A 15,695-nucleotide genomic window follows, 5' to 3' on the forward strand; every position below is an offset into this window, starting at 1 on the left:
CATGCACGAGGACATCCATGTCGGCGGGGTGCTGGTCACGGCCTTCGTCGCCTATGCCCTGGCGGCGTTCGTGATCCTGATCATCCTGCGCTTCGCCTTCGCGCGCCTCCGCTTCAGCCGCTACGTCGCCAACGCCCCGCTCGCCGAGGCCGGCCTCTACGTCTGTGTTCTCGCCCTCCTGATTGCGTTCATCTGATGCCCGACACGACCGCCGACGAGGACGATCCGAAGCCCGCCGCCCGCGACGATGCGCCGGGGCGGCGCGATCCGTTGCCCGCGATCCCGCGCCGGGGCCGAGCCGCCAAGATCTTCCGGCTGGCGGCCACCGGCGTGATCCTGCTCGCCGCGATCCTGGCGGCGGCTTTCGTCTGGGAATTCTACGTGGCGGCGCCCTGGACGCGCGACGGCACGGTCCGGGTGCAGGTCGCCAACATCGCGCCGCAGGTCGCCGGGCAGATCGTCGAGGTCCGCGTCCAGGACAACCAGACCGTGCGCAAGGGCGACGTCCTCTACGTCATCGACCCGATCGACTTCGAGGTCGCGGTCGCGTCGGCGGATGCCGAGGTCAAGAACCGCGAGGCCGACCTGCAGGTGAAGAACGCCCAGTCGGCCCGGCGGCAGGCGCTCTCGACCGTGTCGACCTCCGTCGAAGAGAAGCAGCAATTTGCCGGCGCGGCCAAGATCGCCGAGGCGGCGCTGGAGAGCGCCCAGGCGCAATTGCGGCAGGCCAAGGTCAACCTGGAGCGCACCCGGGTGACATCCACCGTCAACGGGCGGGTGACGAACCTGCTGATGCGCGTCGGCGACTATGCCCGGACCGGCACCGCGAACATCAACGTGGTCGACACCGATTCCTTCTGGATCGACGGCTATTTCGAAGAGACCAAGATGTCCAACATCCGGGTCGGTGACACCGCCGACGTGAAGCTGATGGGCTTCGATCCGCATCTCACCGGGACGGTTCACAGCATCACGCTGGGCATCTCCACGGCCAATGCCGCGGCGAGCACGCAGGGGCTGCCGGACGTCAACCCGGTCTATACCTGGGTGCGCCTCGCCCAGCGGGTCCCGGTCCGCATCCGCATCGACCATGTTCCGCCGGGCGTCCCGCTCATCGCCGGCATGACCGCGACCGTGTTCGTCAACGGCGGCCGCGGCCCGGCGCCCAACTGGTTCATGGACCTGCGCGACCGGGTCTCCGCCCTGACGACGCCGGCAGCCGGACCTACCGCGGCGGCCGATCAGAGGTGAATCGCCGCGCCGCTGCGATCCCGATGGCCGGTGATGCGGTTTCCCGGAGACACCACCGCGTGGGAGACTCCGATGAACCGATGGCTTGGACTCGCCTGCCTCCTGCTGACCGCAGGGCCCGCCGCGGGCGCGCCGCTGAAGGCGGCGGTGTTCGACTTCCAGTTCTCGAACCTGTCCCCGGTTCCGAGCGATGCAGCGGACGCCGCGCGCCTCAAGCGGGTGAGCGCCGAACTGCGCGCTCTGCTAGAGAAAAAGGGCCTGTACATCGTGATCTCGACCGATCCGGTCCGGGCGGCGGTCGCCAAGAGTGCGGACCTGCGGCGCTGCAACGGCTGTGCGGATGACTTCGCCCGCGAACTCGGCGCCGACGTCGCCATCACCGGCGAGGTGCAGAAGGTCTCGAACCTGATCCTCAACCTGAACGTCTACGTGAAGCCCCTCACCGGCGACGCGCCCGAGCGGGCGTACAGCGTCGACCTGCGCGGTAACACGGACGAGTCCTTCGACCGCGGTATTCGTTTTCTCGTCGAGAACACTATGGGTGCCGGCAAGTAGTGCGCCCCTCAGCCGATATTTTGCAGCGCCGAAGGATCGATCCAAGTGATTGACGTGCTTGGCGCTGCACTGCGATCCCCCCGCGATGTCGTGCGAGGTCCCACTGTGCCGGCAAAATGGCTATTGACGGCTCGGCAAGACAGGCGCAATCTCCAACTGTGCTTGGCGAAAGCCGGCACCGACCGGACGGAAACCTTGACGGTGTCAGGTTTCGTAAGACGTCCGGTTGCCGGAAGCTGGAGGAGACAGGGATGACTCCACCGCAGCGGAAAGCCGCCTAGACGGTTCAGGGACAGGTTCGGCCCGGAACTTAGCGGCAGCACACGGACAGCCGGACGGACGCGGCTCCAGGGGCGCAGAAGCGGCCAATTATGGCGTGCCTTCGAACACGCAAAATGCCCCACTTTGAGCCGTTCCGCCGCGGTTTCCCTAAGACAGAAGCTGCTGGTCCATTGCCTGCCCGGCCTCGCCGTGGCGGGATTTCGTCGTGGCCCCGAGGGCGGCCGGCTCACCGCCTGTCTGCGCGGAGCTGAGCCCGGAAGGCAGGCCTGCCGTCACGACGCGATCTTGCACCGACGGTGGTTCGAGCGCCCGGGCGCGCCGTCCGCGCTCCGGGTCAATCGGCCTGCGATGTCGCCGCGCCGATGGCTCGGCCCACACGCGATATCCCAGAGCTGGCCTACTTCGCGCCGCTCGGGCCATCGGGTGTCAATCGATTCCGAGCTTCGCCTTGAGCAGCGCGTTCACCGCCGCGGGATTTGCCTTGCCGCCCGTGGCCTTCATGGTCTGGCCGACGAACCAGCCCAGCAGAGTCGGCTTCTCCTTGGCCTGGGCGACCTTGTCGGGATTGGCCGCGATGATCTGATCCACCGCCGCCTCGATGGCGCCCGTGTCGGTCACCTGCTTCATGCCGCGGCTCTCGACGATGGCGCGTGGGTCGCCGCCCTCGGTCCAGACGATCTCGAACAGGTCCTTGGCGATCTTGCCGGAGATCACGCCCTCGCCGATCAGGTCGATGATCGCGCCGAGCTGGTCCGCTGAGACCGGCGTCGATTCGATGGACAGGCCCTCCTTGTTGAGGCGCCCGAACAGCTCGTTGATCACCCAATTGGCCGCGGCCTTGCCGTCCCGGCCCTTGGCCACCGCCTCGTAGTAGTCGGCGGAGGCACGCTCGGCGACCAGCACGCCGGCGTCGTAGGGCGAGAGGCCGAACGCGGAGACGAACCGCGCCTTCTTGGCATCCGGCAGCTCGGGCAGCCCCTCGGCCAGGGCGTCGACATAGGCCTGGTCGAATTCGAGCGGCAGCAAGTCCGGATCGGGGAAGTAGCGATAATCGTGCGCCTCTTCCTTGGAGCGCATCGAGCGCGTCTCGCCCTTGGTCGGGTCGAAAAGGCGCGTCTCCTGGTCGATCTTTCCACCGTCTTCGAGGATGGCGATCTGGCGCCGCGCTTCGGTCTCGATCGCCTGCCCGATGAAGCGAATCGAGTTGACGTTCTTGATCTCGCAGCGGGTGCCCAGCGGCTCGCCGGGGCGGCGCACCGAGACGTTCACGTCGGCGCGGAGCGATCCCTTCTCCATGTCGCCGTCGCAGGTGCCGAGGTAGCGCAGGATCGTGCGCAGCTTGGTCACGTAGGCCTTCGCCTCCTCGGAGGAGCGTAGGTCCGGCCGGGAGACGATCTCCATCAGCGCCACGCCCGAGCGGTTGAGGTCGACGAAGCTCCGGGTCGGGTCCTGATCGTGCAGCGACTTGCCGGCATCCTGCTCGAGGTGCAGGCGCTCGATGCCCACGGTGATCGACGCACCGTCGGGCAGATCCACGAGAACCTCCCCCTCGCCGACGATCGGGTCCTTGTACTGCGAGATCTGATAGCCCTGGGGCAGATCCGGGTAGAAGTAGTTCTTCCTGTCGAACACCGACCGCAGGTTGATCTTCGCCTTCAGGCCGAGGCCGGTGCGCACCGCCTGGGCCACGCATTCCGCGTTGATCACCGGCAGCATCCCGGGCATCGCGGCATCGACCAGGGAGACGTGGTCGTTGGGTTCCCCGCCGAATTCCGTCGAGGCGCCGGAGAACAGCTTCGCCCGGCTGGACACCTGGGCGTGGATCTCCATGCCGACGATCACCTCCCAATCATGGAGGCCGCCCTTGATCAGCTTCTTGGGGTCGACGGGTGCGTTCATGGTCGTCCGGGCCGAGAAAAGGAGCTTGGCGTGATCCCCCCACCCACGCCCTCATCCTGAGGTGCTGCGCAGCAGCCGCGAAGGAGGGCTCCAGGGATCGCGCGGCCGGCTGGAGGCCTCCGTCGAGGCCCGCTCACGCGGGCACCTCGGGACGAGGGCGCGGGTGGGCGTGGATGTCGTCCGGTCACTTACGGGCGGCGTCGCGAAAAGATCAAGCGCGGCGTCTGATCGCCTGCCGGGCGCCGTAGCCGAGGATGGCCCAGAGGAGAGCCGCGACGGCGCGCACCGGGAAAAAGGTCGGGCCGTCGCGGGTGATCGGCGCCGGCCAGGGGATGCCGGCGGCGCTGACCGCGTAGGAGAACAGCACCGAGAATCCGAGCGCCGCGATCGCCGCGATGAAGACCTTGCCGAACTGACTGGCGGTCCAGCCGAGATAGACCGCCACCACGATCAGCGCGGGGTCGAACCCGGCCCAGATCCAGATCGTCCAGGGGTAATAGGGGACGGTCATGACCACCACGGCTCGGGCAGGACGGTGCGGCCCGCCGCTTCCTCGATCACCTGCGCGACCGCGAACAGCGTCTCCTCGTCGAAGGGCCGGCCGATGAGCTGGAGGCCGAGGGGCAGGCCCTGGCCATCGAGCCCCGCCGGCACGGCGATGCCCGGGAGGCCCGCCATGTTCACCGTCACGGTGAACACGTCGTTGAGGTACATCTCCACCGGGTCGGCCGAGGCCTTCTCGCCGATGCCGAAGGCGGCCGACGGCGTCGCCGGCGTGAGGATCGCGTCGACTCCGGCGGCATAGGCCGCCTCGAAGTCACGCTTGATCAGCGTGCGGATCTTCTGCGCGCGGACGTAATAGGCGTCGTAGTAGCCGGCCGAGAGCACGTAGGTGCCGATCATGATCCGGCGCTTTACCTCGCGGCCGAAGCCGGCGGCCCGGGTGTTCTCGTACATCCCGGCGATGTCCTTGCCGGGCACGCGCAGGCCGTAGCGGACGCCGTCGTAGCGCGCCAGATTCGAGGAGGCCTCCGCCGGGGCCACGATGTAGTAGGCCGGCAGCGCGTAGGCGGTGTGCGGCAGCGAGATCTCCCGGATCGTCGCACCGGCAGCCTTGAGCCACGCGGCGCCCTCGTCCCAGAGCTTCTGGATCTCGGCGGGCATGCCGTCGACCCGGTACTCCTTCGGGATGCCGATGGTGAGGCCCTTCACGCCGCGCGATACGGCGGCTTCGAAATCGGGCACCGCCAGATCGGTGCAGGTCGTATCCCTGGGATCGGGGCCCGCCATGGAGCCGAGGAGGATGGCGCAGTCGCGCACCGTCCGGGCGATCGGGCCCGCCTGGTCGAGGGAGGAGGCGAAGGCCACCGTACCCCAGCGCGAGCACCGCCCGTAGGTCGGCTTGATCCCCACCGTGCCGGTGAAGGCGGCGGGCTGCCGAATGGAGCCGCCGGTATCGGTCGCGGTGGCGCCGAGGCAGAGCCGCGCGGCGACCGCCGCGGCGGAGCCGCCCGAGGAGCCGCCGGGCACGATCTGCGTGTCCGATCCCTTGCGCCGCCAGGGCGAGACCACGTTGCCGTAGGCGCTGGTCTCGTTGGACGAGCCCATGGCGAACTCGTCGAGATTGAGCTTCCCGAGCATCACGGCGCCGTCGCGCCACAGATTGGCCGACACGGCCGATTCGTAATGCGGCTCGAAGGTTTCGAGGATCTTGGAGCCCGCCGTGGTCGTCACGCCGTGCGTGCAGAACAGGTCCTTGATGCCGAGGGGGATGCCCTCGAGGGGGCGGCCCTCGCCCGATGCGATCTTCCGGTCGGAAGCCTCGGCCATCGCCAGGGCGCGGTCCGGAGTCTCCCGGATATACGCGTTCAGGACGCGGGCCTTGGCCATGGCGTCGAGATGCGCCTGGGTCAGCTCGCGGGCCGAGATCCGCTTCGCCTTCAGGGCATCGCGCGCTTCGGCCAGGGTGAGTTCGTTCGGATCCACGCTTTTCACGTCCCCGCGCGCGCTGTCGCGCGCCTGCCCGCCAGAAATCCGGTCCGCAAGGTCCGGGCCGTCTTCGGCCTACTCGACCACCTTCGGGACCAGGAAGTAATTGTCCTCGGTCTCGGGTGCGTTGGCGACGACGTCGGCGGCGCGGCCGCCCTCGGTGACGACGTCCTCACGCTTCTTCATCGCCATCGGCGTCACCGAGGTCATCGGCTCGACGCCCGTGACGTCGACCGTGCCGAGTTGCTCGACAAAGGCCAGGATGGCGTTCAGCTCGCCCTGCAGCGGCCCGACTTCGTCGTCGGTGACCGCGATCCGCGCCAGATGCGCGATGCGCCGAACCGTCTTCTCGTCGACCGACATGCCGTCCCGTTCGTCCCTGCCCGGGAGCACTCTCCCGAAGTCGGTCGGGCTATAGCATCGGCGCTCGACGCGCTGCAACGCGGGTCGAAGCGGGCGGAAGGCCGGCGTGCCGGAGCAGACGAAGGCCGGCCCTGGCGACGCCACCGGGACCGAACCCGCAGGCCGACACTCGTGTGGGGCCGATCAGGTCACGACGTGGTGGGGCGTCACCGACATCTCGATGGTGATTCCCGGTTGCCGGACCGGCTGGATCATGGCTTGGGTGAAGCCCGCGACCAGGATCTCGAAGGCGAGGAGCAGCATCCAGCGGTGCTTGCGCGGCATCGCCCGCCGATATCCGGACGGTGCGGAACAGGAGAGCTGGCCGTTCGTCGACAAGGCGGGCCCCTACAGTGTGGTTTAACGGAACATTAACCTACCTAGACGCGAACGGCTCCGCGCGCACCGGGGGCGATCTGCGCAGGAGCTGAAGCCTGTGGACGGTGGAGCGGGATCGATGTGGGAGCAGGTTTTCGCGGATCTCGCGCCGGGCTTCGTGCCGGACGATGGGGCTCTCGACCGTGCGGCGGCGGATCTCGGCTTTCCGCTGCCGGCCTCCTATCGCGCCTTCTGCCGAACCTGCGGCGTCGGCCTCGCGGGGGGACAGTTCCGCATCGCCGTGCCGGCGCCGTTCGAGGCCTGCGATCTGGTGACCCAGGCGGGGCTCATCGCCCACAGTGTCGGTGCCGCCGTCGCCATGCTGGAAGAGGGCGCGGAGCCGCACCGCTTCGATGTTGAGGGCGGCGAAGCGAGCGTCGTCGAGCGCGCCTGTTTCTTCGGTGCGGGCGAGGATGGCAGCTTCCTCTTCTGGGATGTCTCCGGGACGGACGGCGAGTACGACGTCTGGCTGCTCGCGCCCGATCTGGAGACGGTGCGGTTCGGCGGCGAGAGCCTCGACGATTTCTTCACCCGGGTCGCCGCGCCGTCCGCGGCGCTGGTTCTGGGGCCGGGCGCGGAGCCCCTCCCCGCCCGGTTCGAGGGTATTGCCGAGGCCACCCTGGCGCGCACCGAACAGGCGGAGTCATGAACTTCGACGCGATCCGCGCCTTCGCGGCCGAGTCCCGCGGCGGCGCCCGGCTGATCGGCATCGATCTCGGCACCAAGACGATCGGGCTCGCCCTGTCGGATCTCGGCCGCCAGATCGCGACACCCCTGGAGACGATCCGCCGGGTGAAGTTCACCCCCGACGCGCAGCGGCTCGCGACCCTCTGCCGGCAGCACGCGGTCGGCGGCCTGGTGGTCGGGCTGCCGCTCAACATGGATGGCAGCGAGGGGCCGCGGGTGCAGTCGACCCGCGCCTTCATGCGCAACCTCGCGCCGATCCTCCCCCTGCCCCACGTCTTCTTCGACGAGCGTCTCTCGACCGCCGTGGTCACCCGCGCGCTGATCGAGGCCGACGCCTCCCGGGCGCGGCGCGGCGAACTCGTGGACAAGCTCGCCGCCGCCTACATCCTGCAGGGCTGCCTCGACGTCATGCGCAATCTCGCCGACGCGGATGCCGACACCGAGGACGATTTCCTCAGCGACTGACCAGGGAGACCGTGCCGCTGCCGTGGCGCTCGATCCGTCCGTCGAGCTCCAGTTCCAGAAGCACGCTCTGCACGGTCCGGGCGCCGACTCCGGCGCTCCGGGCCAGCTCGTCGGTGCCCACCGGGCTCGGGCCGAGCAGGGCGACGATCCGCGCCCGGTCATCCGCGGGCTGGGGCGGCTCGTCTTCGCAGACGGGGCGGCCGGCAGCCTCGCGGTCGGGCCACAGCGGGATCGGATCGCAATCCGCGCCGGTCGCGTCGAGCTCGATCTCGTCCCAGAAATCCGGCTGCTCGGCGAGGTCCGGCCGACCGCGCGCCGGCGCCGCCTCCGCGTCCGGGCCGCGCTCGATGATCGGGCCCAGCACCTCGACGACGTGGGCGACCTCGGAGACGAGGGTGGCGCCCTGGCGGATCAGGTCGTTGGTGCCCTCGGCGCGCGGGTCCAGCGGCGAGCCCGGGACCGCGAAGACCTCCCGGTTCTGCTCCAGGGCGTAGCGCGCCGTGATCAGCGAGCCGGAGCGGCGGGCGGCCTCGACCACGACGGTCCCGTAGGACAGGCCGGAGATGATCCGGTTGCGCCGCGGGAAGTCGCGTCCGCGGGGCTCCCAGCCCATGGGCATCTCGGCCAGGACGGCGCCGCCCTCCCTCAGGATGGCCTCGACCAGGGCCGCGTGGCTCGCCGGGTAGATCCGATCCTGGCCGCCCGCCATCACGGCGATGGTTCCTGTCGGAAGGCTGGCCCTGTGCGCCCGGGCGTCGATCCCGCGGGCGAGGCCCGAGACCACCGTCAGGCCGGCATCGCCGAGGCCGCGGGCCAGCCGCTCCGTGAAGGCGAGCCCTGCCGTCGAGGCGTTGCGTGAACCGACGAGCGCAACGGCCGGACGGTTCAGGATGCCGGCGCCGCGCAGGGCCAGGAGCGGCGGCGCCGCGTCGACCTGCGCGAGGAGCCGGGGGTAGTCCGACTCACCCGTGGCGATCAGCCGGCCGTCGAGGCGGGCGAGCGCCGCGATCTCGGCCTCGGCTTCGCTGCGCGTCGGAGGCGTGATCCGCCGACCCTGGCGGCCTGCGAGATCCGGAAGGGCATCCAGGGCGGCCGCCGCGCCGCCGAACCGGTTCACCAGCCTCCGGAAGGTGCGCGGCCCGACGCCCTCGGTCCGGATCAGCCGCAGCCAGTCGAGCCGCTGCGCGTCGGTGAGCTGCATGCACTTCCCCAAGGTCCGCGCGTGGCGCGCGTGCGCTCAGCCTTTCTGGCCGATGCGCCCCTCGGTGCCGTTTGCGAGCCGGCGGATGTTGGGCGCGTGCTTCCACCATAGCAGCACGGCCAAGATGAGGAACAGCAAAGCTTGGGTCGGCGCACCGAGAGCCCACAGGGCCAAGGGTGTCGCCGCGGATGCCGCAAGTGCCGCCAGCGACGAATACTTGAGCGCGAAGGCGAGCCCGAGCCAGATCGCTGCAAAGAGACCGAGCGCCGCGGCATTGAAGGCCAGGAGCACGCCGATGAAGGTCGCGACACCCTTGCCGCCTTTGAATCCGAGCCAGATGGGGAACAGGTGCCCCAGGAACGCACCGAGCCCCGCGGCGAGCGCCGCACCCTCGCCCAGGTTCTTGGCGAGCAGGACGGCGACAGTTCCCTTGAGGGCGTCACCCAGCAGGGTCGCCGCGGCAAGGCCCTTGCGGCCGGTCCGCAGCACGTTGGTGGCGCCGATATTGCCCGAGCCGATGGCCCGCACGTCGCCGAGGCCGGCGAATTTGGTCAGGATCAGCCCGAACGGAATCGAGCCCAGGGCGTAGCCGAGGGCGAGGCCGCCGAGGGCGGCCGGGGTCGCGAGATCGGGAAGCATCATGCGGCGGCCGCGAGATCGTCGACCGCGTGGACGATCCGTCCGCCGACCAGCGTCAGCACCGCCGCGCCCTGGAGGCGCGCCTCGTCGAACGGGGAATTCTTGGAGCGCGACTTCAGCCGGCGCTTGTCGAGGACGTAGGGGAGATCGGGATCGATCAGGACCAGGTCGGCGGGGGCACCGACCGCCAGCCGGCCAGCCTCGCGGCCGAGGATCCGCGCCGGGTTCACGGTGAGCGCGGCGATAAGCTTGGGCAGCGCCAGGTCGCCGGTATGGACGAGGCGCATCGCGGCGCCGAGCAGGGTCTCGATGCCCAGTGCCCCATCTGCCGCCTCGGCGAAGGGCAGGCGCTTGGTCTCGACGTCCTGCGGGTTGTGATCCGACACGACGACGTCGATCACACCCTCGTCCAGGGCGCGCACCACCGCCTGCCGGTCGGTCTCGTGGCGCAGGGGCGGCGAGAGCCGGCAGAAGGTGCGGTAATGGCCGATGTCGTTCTCGTTGAGGACGAGGTTGTTCACCGAGACGCCGCAGGTCACCGGCAGGCCGTCCTGCTTCGCCCGCCGGACGATCTCGACCGAATCGGCGCAGGAGATCATCGCCGCGTGGTAGCGGGCGCCGGTGAGCCGTACGAGGCGGATGTCCCGCTCCAGCATCACGGTCTCCGCCTCGCGGGGGATCCCCATCAGCCCGAGGCGCGAGGCGAGCTCGCCCTCGTTCATCACGCCCTCGGCGACGAGAGAGGCTTCCTCCACGTGCTGCACGATCAGGGCGTCGAAATCCCGGGCGTAGGTCAGGGCGCGACGCAGCACCTGGGCGTTCGCCACGGCCCGCAGCCCGTCCGTGAAGGCGACCGCGCCGGCCTCCTTGAGCAGACCGAACTCGGTCATTTCCCGGCCGGCAAGCCCCTTGGTGATGGCGGCCGCCGGCAGGACGTTGACGCTCGCCGTGTCGCGGGCGCGGCGGAGCACGAAATCGACGATGGCCGGCTCGTCGATCACCGGGTTGGTGTCGGGCATGCAGACGAGCGTCGTGACGCCGCCCGCGGCCGCCGCGGCGCTCGCCGAGGCCAGGGTCTCGCGGTGCTCGGCCCCCGGCTCGCCCACGAAGGCGCGCATGTCGATCAGCCCGGGGGTCAGCACGCGGCCCGCGCAATCGACGCGCTTCGCGTCGGCTGGGGCACCCGGCGCCGCGCCGACGGCGATGTCGGCGATGCGGCCGTCCCGTACCAGCACCGCGCCGGCGGTCTCGCGGCCGGTTTCGGGATCGAGGAGGTTGGCGTTCGCTAGAAGAAAGCTGCTCACAGGGGCGCCCTCGCGGAAGAGGCCGGGCCGTCGAGGCGCATGGCGAGGCCGGCCGCCGCCATGTGCGCCTTCGCCTCGGCGACGCTCGCCTGCCCGAAATGGAAGATGGAGGCCGCCAGCACGGCGCTGGCGCCGCCCTCGGCCACGCCGGCCACGAGGTCGTCGAGGCCGCCGACGCCGCCCGAGGCGATCACCGGCACGGTGACGGCGTCGCTGATCGCCCGCGTCAGCGCGAGGTCGTAGCCGGAGCGGGTGCCGTCCTTGTCCATGGAGGTCACGAGCAGCTCGCCGGCGCCCTTCTCGGCCACCAGTCGCGCGAAGGCCACGGCGTCGATCCCCGTCGGGTCGCGGCCGCCATGGGTGAAGATCTCCCAGGCGGCCGGCGCGCCGGGCGGCGAGACGCGCTTGGCGTCGATCGCCACGACGATGCACTGCGCGCCGAACTTCTCGGCGGCCCGGGCCACGAGGTCGGGATCCTTCACGGCCGCGGTGTTGATCGCGACCTTGTCGGCGCCGGCCAGCAGCAGGGCGCGGACGTCCTCGACGGTGCGCACGCCGCCGCCCACGGTGAGCGGCATGAAGCAGGCCTCGGCGGTGCGGCTGACGATGTCGAGCAGCGTGCCGCGGGCCTCGCGGCTCGCCGTGATGTCGAGGAAGCACAGCTCGTCGGCGCCGGCCGCGTCGTAGACCTTGGCGGCCTCGACGGGATCGCCGGCGTCGCGCAGGCCCTCGAAGCGCACGCCCTTCACGACGCGCCCGTCCTTCACGTCGAGGCAGGGGATGATGCGGGTCTTCAGCACGGGCGCCGTCTCATATCGCAGGCCTCAGACTATCACGCGGCCGGGCCGCGCGCCGCAGCGATCGCCGCCAGGGCCGCCTCCGGATCGATGCGGCCGTCGTAGAGTGCCCGGCCCGTGATCGCGCCGGCGATCAGCGCGCAATCCGGTTGCAGCAGCCGGTGCACGTCGTCGATCGACGCGAGGCCGCCCGAGGCGATCACCGGGATGCGCACGGCCTCTGCGAGTGCCAGGGTCATCTCGACGTTGAGGCCCTTCAGGATGCCGTCGCGGGCGATGTCGGTGTAGATGATCGCCGCGACGCCCGCGTCCTCGAACCGGCGCCCCAGCTCCTCCGCGGTCATGCTGGAGGTCTGGGCCCAGCCCTCGACCGCGACGCGGCCGTCCTTGGCGTCGATCCCGACCGCGATCTTGCCCGGATACTTGCGGGCGGCCTCCCGGACGAAGCCGGGATCGCGCACCGCCGCGGTGCCGATGATCGCCCGGGCGACGCCCTTGCTCAGCCAGCCCTCCAGGGTCTTCATCTCGCGGATGCCGCCGCCGAGCTGGACCGGGATCTTCACCCGCGCCAGGATGCCGTCGACGGCCTCTGCGTTCCGCGGCGCGCCCGCGAAGGCGCCGTCGAGATCGACCACGTGGAGCCAGGAGAAGCCCTGCGACTCGAAGATCGCGGCCTGCGCGGCCGGATCGTCGCCGAAGACCTTGGCCTGCGCCATGTCCCCCTGGATGAGGCGGACGCAACGCCCCTCTTTCAGGTCGATCGCCGGGTACAGGATCACGGGCGCTTCTGTCCTTCTTGCCTGGGCCGAACGGCGCTCACGGGCGCCAGTTCAGGAAGTTGGCGATGAGCGCGAGGCCCAGCCGCTGGCTCTTCTCGGGGTGGAACTGCGTGCCGGCGACATTGTCGCGGGCGACGAGGGCGGTGACCGGGCCACCGTACTCGGCGCGCGCCACCACGTCGTCCGGGCGTTCCGCATTGAGCGCGTAGCTGTGCACGAAGTAGGCGTGCAGCCCGTCGTCGCCGGTGGGAATGCCGGCGAGCAGGGGATGGTCGCGCTCGGTCCGCAGGGTGTTCCAGCCCATATGGGGGACCTTCAGGGTCGGATCCGACGGCCGGATCGGACCGACATCGCCGGGAATCCAGCCGAGGCCCGGCGTCGTGGTATATTCCAGCCCGCGGGTTGCCAGGAGCTGCATCCCCACGCAGATCCCGAGGAACGGGCGCCCCGCCTCGTGCGCGACCTGGATCATCGCCTCGACCATGCCGGGGACGGCATCGAGCCCGCGGCGGCAATCCGCGAAGGCGCCGACACCGGGCAGCACCACGCGGTCGGCCGCGGCCACCACCTCCGGATCCGAGGTCAGGCAGATCCGCGCATCGCGCCCGCTCTCGCGGGCGGCGCGCTCGAAGGCCTTGGCGGCGGAATGGAGGTTGCCCGACCCGTAATCGATGATCGCGACGGTCTCGGTGCTCATGCGCGTCTCGCCCGGACTCTCACCGGGCGCCTTCCTGGGCGGGGAACAGCCCGATCACCGGCTCGGACCGCCGGCTGGGACCGCTCGGGAACGGGGCCCGCGGCGTTGTCGGGCTGGCTTCGAGCCAGCGGTTCAGGGCCCGGGCCTCGGCCTCCTCGGGCGTCGCGGCGATGACCGCGTCACGCGCCGGCCAGCCGCGCCGGGCCAGGGTCCAGCGGCGGAGGCTCGACGCTTCGAGGCCGATCAGCCAAGCGGCCAGCAGGGAGACGATCAGGCCGGCACCGGTCGGCAACCCGAGCACGAAGCCGGCCGCAGCCAATGCCACGAGGCCGACGAGGACGACCAGGGCGGCGATCCAGAGGCGGTAAAATAGGAACCACAGCACCGTGAAGGCGAAGGCCGGCCAGGAAAAGCCGTCCCGCACCAGCACGGCCCGGTCGAGTTCGACCGACTCGCCCGGCCGCGCATCGGCCGGCAGGTGGAGCGTGTAGCTGCGCATCCGCATCGCGAAACTCCGACAGCGTGCGCCGCGACGGCCGCGTGGCCGATCCGGGCGCCCGGCGACAACAGGTCTACAGGGAGCCCTTGGTGGAGGGAACGCGCCCCTCCTCCCGCGGATCGATCGCCACAGCCTTCCGCAAGGCCCGGGCCAGCCCCTTGTAGCAGCTCTCCGCGATGTGGTGGGCGTTGTCGCCGTAGAGGGTCTCCACGTGGAGGGTCAGGCCGGCATTCATCGCGAAGGCCTGGAACCACTCGCGCACCAGCTCGGTGTCGAAGCTCCCGATCTTCTCCACGCGGAAGGCGGTGCGGAACACCACGAACGGGCGACCCGAGATGTCGACGCAGACCCGGGTCAGCGCCTCGTCCATCGGCAGATGGATGTCGGCGTAGCGCGTGACGCCGCGCTTGTCGCCGAGCGCCTTGGCGAAGGCCTGGCCCAGGGCGATGCCGCAATCCTCGGCCGAGTGGTGCTGGTCGATATGCAGGTCGCCCACGACCTTCACGTCCAGGTCGAACAGGGCGTGCCGCGCCAGCAGATCCAGCATGTGGTCGAGGAAGCCGATCCCGGTGGCGATGTTGGATCGCCCGGTCCCGTCGAGATGGACGGTGACCGCGATATCGGTTTCCGCGGTCTTCCGGCTGATGGAGGCGCTGCGCATTTCGGTCTGGACTTCGCGTCTGGGGCGGCCGCGGCCGCCCGCGCCTTCTAGAGGGTCTCGCCGCCGAATGGAAAGGGCGGCCGGCTACCCGTTGAGGACCCGTCCCGCCACGGCGTCGAGCTTGGCGAGCAGAGCCGGGTCCCGGACCGCGGGCGCCGTCATGATCGCGCCGTCGAGCGCCCGGTGCGCGCCCGCCGGGCACGGCTCGCGCTCGGCCGGGAAATCGCGGGCGAGACGGGCGACGAGCCGCGCCGCCTTGTCGGCGTTGGCCCGGGCGACCGCGATCACCGAGGCGACGTCCACCGCGTCGTGGCCCGGGTGCCAGCAATCGAAGTCGGTGACCATCGCGATGGTGGCGTAGGTGATCTCCGCTTCGCGGGCGAGCTTGGCCTCGGGCATGTTGGTCATGCCGATCACGTCGAAGCCCTGGGCCTTGTAGGCCCGGGATTCGGCGAGCGACGAGAATTGCGGCCCCTCCATGCAGACATAGGTGCCGCCGCGATGCACCGCGATGTCCTCGGCCTTCGCGGCGAGGGCGATCCGCGCCTGCAGCCCCGGACCGACCGGATGGGCGAGGGACACGTGGGCGACGCAGCCGTCGCCGAAGAACGAGGAGGCGCGCCCGTGGGTGCGGTCGACGAACTGGTCGACGAGCACGAAGAGGCCCGGCGGCAGCTCCTCGCGGAACGAGCCGCAGGCCGAGAGGGCGACGAGGTCGGTGACCCCGGCCCGCTTCAGGACGTCGATATTGGCGCGGTAGTTGATGCCCGACGGCGAGAGCCGGTGTCCCCGCCCGTGCCGGGCCAGGAACACGACCTTGGTCTCGCCGATCCGCCCGATGCGCAGGGCGTCCGAAGGCTCGCCCCAGGGCGACGCCACGCGCTCCTCGCGCACGTCCTCGAGACCCGGCAGGTCGTAGACGCCGGACCCGCCCATCACTCCGAGGACCGCTGCCGTCATGAAGGTATTCCCCTGGTCGCGCAGCGCATAACGGCCGCCAGATCCATCCGCCACCTCATCCTGAGGTGCCGGATCGAAGCGGAGGCCTCGAAGGAGGGCTCCAGAACCCGCAGCGATCTCTGGAGCCGTCCTTCGAGGCTGCTGCGCAGCACCTCAGGATGAGGTTGAGGGATGGATCAACCCGCTTCCGTCCAGCCGATCGTCGCGGTGACGACGGGTTAACATGGCGATCCAGCCCAAAAAAGATGGG

19 protein-coding genes are annotated in these 15,695 nt (G+C 70.3%); 5 read left to right on the forward strand and 14 right to left on the reverse strand.

Annotated features, from left to right (window positions below; translation table 11 throughout):
* Window position 1 precedes the first annotated feature (1 nt).
* From ABC766_RS06860 to ABC766_RS06870, 3 genes are all read left to right on the forward strand, one after another.
* Window positions 2-196 carry a DUF1656 domain-containing protein gene (locus tag ABC766_RS06860; protein ID WP_043347071.1) on the forward strand — a complete coding sequence of 65 codons (195 nt, stop codon included), beginning with the start codon at window positions 2-4 and terminating at the stop codon, window positions 194-196.
* A complete protein-coding gene (locus ABC766_RS06865) occupies window positions 196-1,251 on the forward strand; it encodes an efflux RND transporter periplasmic adaptor subunit (RefSeq protein WP_043755589.1) in 1,056 nt (351 codons plus the stop codon). The genes ABC766_RS06860 and ABC766_RS06865 overlap by 1 nt, the downstream gene beginning before the upstream one ends.
* A gap of 72 nt (window positions 1,252-1,323) precedes the next feature.
* Window positions 1,324-1,806, forward strand: coding sequence for a DUF3280 domain-containing protein (locus ABC766_RS06870; protein WP_345821589.1), 483 nt, complete (start codon window positions 1,324-1,326; stop codon window positions 1,804-1,806).
* Between the two features lie 708 nt (window positions 1,807-2,514).
* Here the strand turns inward: ABC766_RS06870 and gatB are convergent.
* From gatB to ABC766_RS06895, 5 genes are all read right to left on the reverse strand, one after another.
* Complete coding sequence (gene gatB / locus ABC766_RS06875) at window positions 2,515-3,987, reverse strand: Asp-tRNA(Asn)/Glu-tRNA(Gln) amidotransferase subunit GatB (RefSeq protein ID WP_182592006.1); 1,473 nt, start codon at window positions 3,985-3,987, stop codon at window positions 2,515-2,517.
* A 211-nt stretch (window positions 3,988-4,198) separates the two neighbouring features.
* Window positions 4,199-4,498: a hypothetical protein gene (locus ABC766_RS06880; RefSeq protein WP_342142435.1), complete on the reverse strand. Its 300-nt coding sequence runs from the start codon at window positions 4,496-4,498 to the stop codon at window positions 4,199-4,201.
* On the reverse strand, window positions 4,495-5,973 hold the full coding sequence (gene gatA, locus ABC766_RS06885) for an Asp-tRNA(Asn)/Glu-tRNA(Gln) amidotransferase subunit GatA (protein ID WP_170867456.1): 1,479 nt from the start codon (window positions 5,971-5,973) through the stop codon (window positions 4,495-4,497). The genes ABC766_RS06880 and gatA overlap by 4 nt, the downstream gene beginning before the upstream one ends.
* A 78-nt stretch (window positions 5,974-6,051) precedes the next feature.
* A complete protein-coding gene (gene gatC / locus ABC766_RS06890; RefSeq protein WP_043355468.1) occupies window positions 6,052-6,339 on the reverse strand; it encodes an Asp-tRNA(Asn)/Glu-tRNA(Gln) amidotransferase subunit GatC in 288 nt (95 codons plus the stop codon).
* A gap of 183 nt (window positions 6,340-6,522) precedes the next feature.
* Complete coding sequence (locus ABC766_RS06895) at window positions 6,523-6,663, reverse strand: hypothetical protein (protein ID WP_164706408.1); 141 nt, start codon at window positions 6,661-6,663, stop codon at window positions 6,523-6,525.
* Between the two features lie 172 nt (window positions 6,664-6,835).
* On the opposite strand from ABC766_RS06895, the gene ABC766_RS06900 reads away from it, so the two are divergent.
* Together ABC766_RS06900 and ruvX are read left to right on the forward strand one after the other, a co-directional pair.
* Complete coding sequence (locus tag ABC766_RS06900) at window positions 6,836-7,405, forward strand: SMI1/KNR4 family protein (protein ID WP_279900192.1); 570 nt, start codon at window positions 6,836-6,838, stop codon at window positions 7,403-7,405.
* Window positions 7,402-7,908 carry a Holliday junction resolvase RuvX gene (ruvX, locus tag ABC766_RS06905; RefSeq protein WP_043355472.1) on the forward strand — a complete coding sequence of 169 codons (507 nt, stop codon included), beginning with the start codon at window positions 7,402-7,404 and terminating at the stop codon, window positions 7,906-7,908. The genes ABC766_RS06900 and ruvX overlap by 4 nt, the downstream gene beginning before the upstream one ends.
* On the opposite strand, the gene dprA is transcribed toward ruvX, so the two are convergent.
* The 9 genes from dprA to ABC766_RS06950 all read right to left on the reverse strand — a co-directional run bounded on the left by dprA (window position 7,898) and on the right by ABC766_RS06950 (window position 15,445).
* Window positions 7,898-9,109: a DNA-processing protein DprA gene (gene dprA / locus ABC766_RS06910; RefSeq protein ID WP_345821590.1), complete on the reverse strand. Its 1,212-nt coding sequence runs from the start codon at window positions 9,107-9,109 to the stop codon at window positions 7,898-7,900. The two genes, ruvX and dprA, sit on opposite strands and share 11 nt — an antisense overlap.
* Before the next feature lie 36 nt (window positions 9,110-9,145).
* Window positions 9,146-9,748: a glycerol-3-phosphate 1-O-acyltransferase PlsY gene (plsY, locus tag ABC766_RS06915; RefSeq protein WP_053608701.1), complete on the reverse strand. Its 603-nt coding sequence runs from the start codon at window positions 9,746-9,748 to the stop codon at window positions 9,146-9,148.
* Window positions 9,748-11,052 carry a dihydroorotase gene (locus tag ABC766_RS06920; RefSeq protein WP_345821591.1) on the reverse strand — a complete coding sequence of 435 codons (1,305 nt, stop codon included), beginning with the start codon at window positions 11,050-11,052 and terminating at the stop codon, window positions 9,748-9,750. Before ABC766_RS06920 ends, plsY begins: the two co-directional genes overlap by 1 nt.
* Window positions 11,049-11,852: an imidazole glycerol phosphate synthase subunit HisF gene (hisF, locus tag ABC766_RS06925; RefSeq protein ID WP_012317478.1), complete on the reverse strand. Its 804-nt coding sequence runs from the start codon at window positions 11,850-11,852 to the stop codon at window positions 11,049-11,051. Before hisF ends, ABC766_RS06920 begins: the two co-directional genes overlap by 4 nt.
* Before the next feature lie 32 nt (window positions 11,853-11,884).
* A complete protein-coding gene (gene hisA, locus ABC766_RS06930; protein ID WP_274925781.1) occupies window positions 11,885-12,628 on the reverse strand; it encodes a 1-(5-phosphoribosyl)-5-[(5-phosphoribosylamino)methylideneamino]imidazole-4-carboxamide isomerase in 744 nt (247 codons plus the stop codon).
* Between the two features lie 37 nt (window positions 12,629-12,665).
* Window positions 12,666-13,325, reverse strand: a complete 660-nt coding sequence (hisH, locus tag ABC766_RS06935; protein WP_345821592.1) for an imidazole glycerol phosphate synthase subunit HisH — start codon at window positions 13,323-13,325, stop codon at window positions 12,666-12,668.
* Window positions 13,326-13,344: 19 nt separating this feature from the next.
* A complete protein-coding gene (locus tag ABC766_RS06940) occupies window positions 13,345-13,824 on the reverse strand; it encodes a DUF2628 domain-containing protein (RefSeq protein WP_427902317.1) in 480 nt (159 codons plus the stop codon).
* Window positions 13,825-13,897: 73 nt separating this feature from the next.
* Window positions 13,898-14,485, reverse strand: coding sequence for an imidazoleglycerol-phosphate dehydratase HisB (gene hisB / locus ABC766_RS06945; protein ID WP_345821594.1), 588 nt, complete (start codon window positions 14,483-14,485; stop codon window positions 13,898-13,900).
* Window positions 14,486-14,569: 84 nt separating this feature from the next.
* Window positions 14,570-15,445, reverse strand: a complete 876-nt coding sequence (locus tag ABC766_RS06950; RefSeq protein ID WP_345821595.1) for an S-methyl-5'-thioadenosine phosphorylase — start codon at window positions 15,443-15,445, stop codon at window positions 14,570-14,572.
* Window positions 15,446-15,695 lie beyond the last annotated feature (250 nt).

The organism is Methylobacterium fujisawaense (assembly GCF_039619325.1).
GTDB lineage: Bacteria > Pseudomonadota > Alphaproteobacteria > Rhizobiales > Beijerinckiaceae > Methylobacterium > Methylobacterium fujisawaense.

What these genes read in the sequence shown, in the direction of transcription:
- ABC766_RS06860 (WP_043347071.1), top strand. Translation starts at nt 2, where the DNA reads ATGCACGAGGACATCCATGTCGGCGGGGTGCTGGTCACGGCCTTCGTC.
- ABC766_RS06865 (WP_043755589.1), top strand. Translation starts at nt 196, where the DNA reads ATGCCCGACACGACCGCCGACGAGGACGATCCGAAGCCCGCCGCCCGC.
- ABC766_RS06870 (WP_345821589.1), top strand. Translation starts at nt 1,324, where the DNA reads ATGAACCGATGGCTTGGACTCGCCTGCCTCCTGCTGACCGCAGGGCCC.
- gatB (WP_182592006.1), bottom strand. Translation starts at nt 3,987, where the DNA reads ATGAACGCACCCGTCGACCCCAAGAAGCTGATCAAGGGCGGCCTCCAT.
- ABC766_RS06880 (WP_342142435.1), bottom strand. Translation starts at nt 4,498, where the DNA reads ATGACCGTCCCCTATTACCCCTGGACGATCTGGATCTGGGCCGGGTTC.
- gatC (WP_043355468.1), bottom strand. Translation starts at nt 6,339, where the DNA reads ATGTCGGTCGACGAGAAGACGGTTCGGCGCATCGCGCATCTGGCGCGG.
- ABC766_RS06895 (WP_164706408.1), bottom strand. Translation starts at nt 6,663, where the DNA reads ATGCCGCGCAAGCACCGCTGGATGCTGCTCCTCGCCTTCGAGATCCTG.
- ABC766_RS06900 (WP_279900192.1), top strand. Translation starts at nt 6,836, where the DNA reads ATGTGGGAGCAGGTTTTCGCGGATCTCGCGCCGGGCTTCGTGCCGGAC.
- ruvX (WP_043355472.1), top strand. Translation starts at nt 7,402, where the DNA reads ATGAACTTCGACGCGATCCGCGCCTTCGCGGCCGAGTCCCGCGGCGGC.
- dprA (WP_345821590.1), bottom strand. Translation starts at nt 9,109, where the DNA reads ATGCAGCTCACCGACGCGCAGCGGCTCGACTGGCTGCGGCTGATCCGG.
- plsY (WP_053608701.1), bottom strand. Translation starts at nt 9,748, where the DNA reads ATGCTTCCCGATCTCGCGACCCCGGCCGCCCTCGGCGGCCTCGCCCTC.
- hisH (WP_345821592.1), bottom strand. Translation starts at nt 13,325, where the DNA reads ATGAGCACCGAGACCGTCGCGATCATCGATTACGGGTCGGGCAACCTC.
- ABC766_RS06940 (WP_427902317.1), bottom strand. Translation starts at nt 13,824, where the DNA reads ATGCGCAGCTACACGCTCCACCTGCCGGCCGATGCGCGGCCGGGCGAG.
- hisB (WP_345821594.1), bottom strand. Translation starts at nt 14,485, where the DNA reads ATGCGCAGCGCCTCCATCAGCCGGAAGACCGCGGAAACCGATATCGCG.
- ABC766_RS06950 (WP_345821595.1), bottom strand. Translation starts at nt 15,445, where the DNA reads ATGACGGCAGCGGTCCTCGGAGTGATGGGCGGGTCCGGCGTCTACGAC.